Annotated in this window: 2 protein-coding genes; one reads left to right on the forward strand and one right to left on the reverse strand. The window is 54.5% G+C overall.

Annotation, left to right across the window (positions count from 1 at the left end; all coding sequences use genetic code 11):
* Positions 1–1,037: 1,037 nt before the first annotated feature.
* Complete coding sequence (locus ABEV74_RS12225) at positions 1,038–1,787, reverse strand: stalk domain-containing protein (RefSeq protein ID WP_430146340.1); 750 nt, start codon at positions 1,785–1,787, stop codon at positions 1,038–1,040.
* Between the two features lie 329 nt (positions 1,788–2,116).
* On the opposite strand from ABEV74_RS12225, the gene ABEV74_RS12230 reads away from it, so the two are divergent.
* Positions 2,117–3,064 carry an iron-hydroxamate ABC transporter substrate-binding protein gene (locus tag ABEV74_RS12230; protein WP_430146342.1) on the forward strand — a complete coding sequence of 316 codons (948 nt, stop codon included), beginning with the start codon at positions 2,117–2,119 and terminating at the stop codon, positions 3,062–3,064.
* Positions 3,065–3,269: the final 205 nt, after the last annotated feature.

Below are 3,269 nucleotides of genomic sequence, written 5' to 3' on the forward strand. Positions count from 1 at the left end.
CCCGGAGCGGCGCGGGCATCCAGCGCTGCGGGCTGCGCTGGCCACTGGGGCCCGAAGCGGCGCGGGCATCCGGCGCGACGGGCTGCGCTGGACACTGGGACCCGGAGCGGCGCTGGCATCCGGCGCGACGGGCTGCGCTGGACACTACGGCCCGGAGCGGCGCGGGCATCCGGCGCGACGGGCGGCGCTGGACACTAGGGCCCGGAGCGGTGCTGGCATCCGGCGCGACGGGCTGCGCTGGACACTGGGGCCCGAAGCGGCGCGGGCATCCGGCGCGACGGGCTGCGCTGGACACGAGGGCCCGGAGCGGCGCTGACATCCGGCGCGACGGGCTGCGCTGGACACTAGGGCCCGTCGCGCTGGCATCCAGCGCGACGGGCTGAGCTGGACACGAAGGCTGCAAAAGCCGATTCTAACGGACGCCACCGCCCTTATTCCGGTAAAATCGACGTTTTTTAACAGGTAACGGACACAGCAGAGCTTATTTAGCATTAATAGACACGTATCCATCCATTTCCGAGCCATTAGCTGCTCTCCTGTCCGTTAAAAATGAAAACGGCCTCTTTTCAGCACATTAAGGGCTTACGTGTCCGTTACAATGTGAAAGAAGCCGGAGGTGACGCATTCCGTGGAAGCTAATCAAATCATCGTCGCTATCCATGAACAACGGAAATAGACCGCCCCCTAGCACAGGTCCGGTCTACTCCTTGTTACTTTGTTAGCCCAAGCGCTCTTAAAGCAGGCTGTTGTGCGGGACGTAACGTTCAAAGCGTTACGGCCCTTCATCATTATGGCTATTCTAATGCAGCCGGATAGAAAAGAAGACATACTATTGTCCAGACTATTCGCGATAGACGACTATAACGAACAAAACCTTCGTCATCGGTCTTCACCTTCGGTTACTGAACATTTGCCGACCGTCCTCATCAAATGATCAGGATCGACGCCTCCGACGACGAACCCTTCTCATCGGTCGTCACCTGCGGCCCGGTGAAATTTTGTCGGCGGATCACCGCCAAAAGATAGGCCCTGCTTTTTTACTGCTGTTCGGGAAACCACTCATTATATACTTCAACCGGCACTTCACCAGCAGGTACGTTTCCGATATACGCCGTTTGCGTCGCATCGTTATAATGAACAGGAAGCTCAAGAATCTCGCAAGCCGCCCTCATGGGCACATAAGTCGTGCCTTCATAGAGAAAGTTGCTGTCAGCGAGTTCCATCGCGTGAACCTTGACCGTAATCAGGTTCGTCAGAACGTCGATGGTCTTGGTCTCGGGCGCAAGAGGCGGTTCGGCTTGGGCGGTCTCCTGCGGCGCGTTAAACCACGACTCCACTACTTCATCCGGAACTTCCCCCGCCGGAAGCATCCCGATGTAGGCCGACTGGGTTGCTTCGTAGTAATGGACGTCCAGCTCGAGCAGCTCAGCCAAGGCCCGAATGGGCAAGTAGGTCGTGCCCTCGTGAACGATATGGTTGGAGGCAAACTCTTCTCCGTTAACCTTGATATGAATCGGATTGAATGCCGCTACGATGCTTTTCGATTCGGATGTCCTCTCTTGCGCCGCCTGTTCGCCCTCCTCCGGCGCCTCCGCTTCCCCGCTGCAGATCACTTCGTCAGGAAAATCCTCGCAAAAGTCGAAGCACACTTGATCGTCTGGATCCTCCGAGCACATGCTTATGTAATAGTCTTTGGGAAAAAGATATTCCCTTGCGAATGCGGCATTAGCCAAAACAAGCACCGCGATTCCCGCAATAATCGTCAAAAGCCCTATTTTTCTTTTCAACCGAATCTTCTCCTTGTCCCATGATGATGGCACTGCATCTAGTTCTATTGACCTAAAAACACTTTACCCCGCCCACCAATCATACACGATTCGACATCAAAATGGAAGGTTTTTCCAAAAAAACCATCGAGATTCTTGGGAATGCTCTATTCGCCATAACCTAATCTCCCCTAAAATTGTCTCCACAGTACAACGACAAACGACAATCAGCGGGATGCCATCGGTGGGATTGACATCCAGAAACGAATCTACTAGAATGAAATTCGTATTAAAAATGATAATCATTATCAACAACTAGCATCACCCAAACTAGGAGGACATGTGTAAACATGAACATCAAACCATCCTTCATGAGCATCGCACTGCTTCTACTGGCTGTCATTGTAAGCGCGTGCGGCAATTCTGCGGGTCCTTCCACTTCTCAGGGGGCAAATACGCCGCAGCCGTCCGCAAACGAGACATCCGAAATGCGTACTTACGAATCCGAGACCGGTCCCGTCGAAATTCCGGCCAAACCCCAGAGAATCGTCGCCCTGGCCCATGCGCCAAACGTGCTCTCGCTGGGAGGCAAGCTGGTCGGTGTAGATCAATGGACGATGGGGAACCGTCTTTTCTCAGATAAACTGAAAGGGGTGGCCGTCGTCTCGGAGACCGATCTGGAGAGCGTCATGGCGCAAAACCCCGACCTGATTATCGCCGGCGCGCACATGAAGAATCTCGAAGAGCTCGGCAAAATCGCCCCAACCGTCGTATACACGTGGGGCAAGCTGGACTATCTTGCGCAGCAGCGGGAGATTGGCAAGCTGCTGAACAAGGAATCGGAAGCGCAACAGTGGATCGACGATTTCAAACAGCGTACCGAAGCGATCGGCCAAGAGATCAAAGTCAAATTCGGCGACAACGTGACCGTGACCGTGTTCGAAGCGGGCTCCAAGGACTTTTACGTGCTTGGCAACAATTGGGCGCGCGGCACCGAGATTCTATATCAGGCTATGGGCTTGGCCATGCCGGAGAAAGTCAAGCAGGATGCGCTTGGCCCGGGCTACTACACGCTTTCGCAGGAAGTAATGCCCGAGTACGCCGGCGATTTCATTGTCATCAGCAGAAGCGCAACAGGCAAAAATGACTTTATGACCAGCGAGGTCTGGAAAAGCATTCCGGCGGTCAAAAACAACCGCGTCATCGAGATCGATACGGAGTCATCCAGCTACAGCGATCCGATTACGCTCGACCATTTAACGGACATCTTCAAGGACGGTTTCCTCGGCAAGCAATAACCGGCAATGAATGGCGCGCACAGCCGACCGCTGTGCGCGCCATTCATTGTTTCAAGAAGCGGCGAGACATTAAATCGCCTGTTCAATATATCGTTCACGCATCGTATTCCGCAATTTGCGTCAGACATAGCTCTCTGGCGTCTTGGCCGCTTTGATACGCCTTCGTCCACTCTACCGTCTTGCGGGTCAGTGTCAAGTCAGTGTG

It is taken from the genome of Paenibacillus cisolokensis (assembly GCF_050481165.1).
In the GTDB taxonomy this organism is placed as follows: Bacteria; Bacillota; Bacilli; order Paenibacillales; family Paenibacillaceae; genus Paenibacillus_AH; species Paenibacillus_AH cisolokensis.

Excerpts from the sequence above, each read along its gene's own strand:
- ABEV74_RS12230 (WP_430146342.1), top strand. The coding sequence starts at position 2,117 with ATGAACATCAAACCATCCTTCATGAGCATCGCACTGCTTCTACTGGCT.